We start from the raw sequence: 2,030 nt of genomic DNA, 5'->3' as shown, positions 1-2,030 counted from the left end.
GTGAGCCCGCGCGCCGGCGGGCGCCCGCCGGCGCCCGAGCCGCTGCCGGTGGGCGTGGTGGACAACCACACCCACCTGGACTCCGAGGCCTCCGAGGCCGAGGTCGCCGCGCTGCTCGCGGCGGCCTCGGCCGCCGGGGTGCCGCGCTCGGTGCAGATCGGCTGCGACCTGCCCGCCGCCCGCTGGACGGTGGCGGCGCTGCAGCGCCACCCGCAGCTGCTCGGCGGGGTGGCGCTGCACCCCAACGAGGTGCCCGGCCTCGTCGAGCGCGGCGAGCTGGCCGCCGCGCTGGCCGAGGTGCGCGAGCTGGCCCGCCACCCGCGCGTGCGCGTGGTGGGGGAGACGGGCCTGGACTTCTTCCGCACCCCGCGCGAGCAGTGGCACCTGCAGGAGGAGTCCTTCCGGGCGCACATCGCCCTGGCCAAGGAGCTCGGCCTGGCGCTGCAGGTGCACGACCGCGACGCCCACGAGGCGGTCCTGCGCGTGCTGGCCGAGGAGGGCGCCCCGGAGCGCACCGTCTTCCACTGCTTCTCCGGCGACGCGGCGATGGCGCGGGTGTGCGCCGACGCCGGCTACTACCTCTCCTTCGCGGGCACGGTGACCTTCAAGAACGCCGAGCCGCTGCGCGAGGCCCTGCGCGCCGCCCCGCGCGAGCGGGTCATGGTGGAGACCGACGCGCCGTACCTGACGCCGGTGCCGCACCGGGGCCGGCCCAACGCCGGCTACCTGGTGCCCCTCACCGTGCGCTCCATGGCCGCCACCCTGGGGGCGGACCTGGAGGAGCTGTGCGGGCAGCTGGCCGCCACCGCGGAGGAGGTCTACGGGCCCTGGTGAGCCCCGTGCGCGTCCTGGTGAGCTGCATCACACCGCGCCGGCCCGTCAGGGCTCTCGCGCCGGCCCTGCGCGGTCGTGGAACCCGCTGCGCCGCACCGGTGAGCACCGTCGGTGAGCGCGGGACGGCCGATCGGCGCAGGGTGATCACGGTGAGTGATCACGTTTGAGCTGTCACGGGAACTTGTCGAAGTGGTCTCGGCGCGGTTACGTTCCCGCGCAGTCGGCCGGATCGAGCAGGCCGGGCGCCACGACCGACGTGGGGGACGGGGGTCCTCCTCACACCGGCCCGCGCCCGCGCTCGTGCCCGGGAAGCACGTCGAAGGACTCCTCGTGCAGTTGCGCAACCTCGTCCCCGCCACGTCCCGCACCGTCCGCACCGTCGTCGGGGGCACCGCCCTCGTCGCCGTCGTCGGCGGCACCGTGGCCTTCACCGCCCTCGACAAGGACGTCACCGTCGACGCCGACGGCGCCCGCACCGAGCTGAGCGTCTTCGGCGGCACCGTCGCCGACGTCCTGCAGGCGCAGGACATCGAGGTCGGCCCCCACGACATCGTCGCCCCCTCGCCCGACACCGACGTCACCGACGGCACCACCGTCGTCGTGCGCTACGGGCGCCAGGTGACCCTCACCCTCGACGGGCAGCAGCAGACCTACTGGACCACCGCCCGCACCGTCGACGAGGCCCTCGCCGACCTCGACGTGCGCGCCGACGGCGCCAAGCTGTCCGCCTCGCGCTCGCAGCCGCTGGGCCGCCAGGGCCTGGCCCTGGACGTCGTCACCCCCAAGGCCGCCGTCGTGGTCGCCGACGGGCAGGAGCGCCCGGTGACCACCACCGCCACCGACGTCGCCGCCCTGCTCGCCGAGACCGCCGTCACCGTGCGCCCCGGCGACGAGGTCTCCGTCGACACCGCGATGCGCGTGACCCCCGACCTGCGCGTGCAGGTCGTGCGCGTGGACCGCTCGCAGAGCACCGAGCAGGTCGCCATCGCGCACGGCAGCCGCACCGAGGGCACCGACGAGCTGTTCCGGGGCGAGCGGCGCGTGGCCGTGCAGGGCGTGGACGGCTCCAAGACCGTCACCTTCGACGACGTCTCCCGCGACGGCGTGCGCGTCACCCACGACGCCGTCGGCGAGACCGTGGACGTGCAGCCCGTCGAGGAGGTCGTGCAGGTCGGCACGAAGGAGAAGCCCAAGCC

2 protein-coding genes are annotated in these 2,030 nt (G+C 75.5%); both read left to right on the top strand.

Translation table 11 applies throughout. The features are described from left to right. The gene (locus tag GTR00_RS19785) at positions 1 to 834 is read left to right on the top strand and encodes a TatD family hydrolase (RefSeq protein ID WP_166613262.1); all 834 of its coding nucleotides are present in this window, start codon (positions 1 to 3) and stop codon (positions 832 to 834) included. 330 nt (positions 835 to 1,164) lie between these two features. Then, the coding region (locus GTR00_RS25250) for a ubiquitin-like domain-containing protein (protein WP_166613261.1) at positions 1,165 to 2,030 on the top strand (866 nt) is incomplete at its 3' end.

The sequence above is a fragment of the Kineococcus indalonis genome (assembly GCF_009906395.1).
GTDB lineage: Bacteria > Actinomycetota > Actinomycetes > Actinomycetales > Kineococcaceae > Kineococcus > Kineococcus indalonis.
Note: the sequence above shows the minus strand (reverse complement) of the source record. Positions and strands in the feature narration are given on the sequence as shown.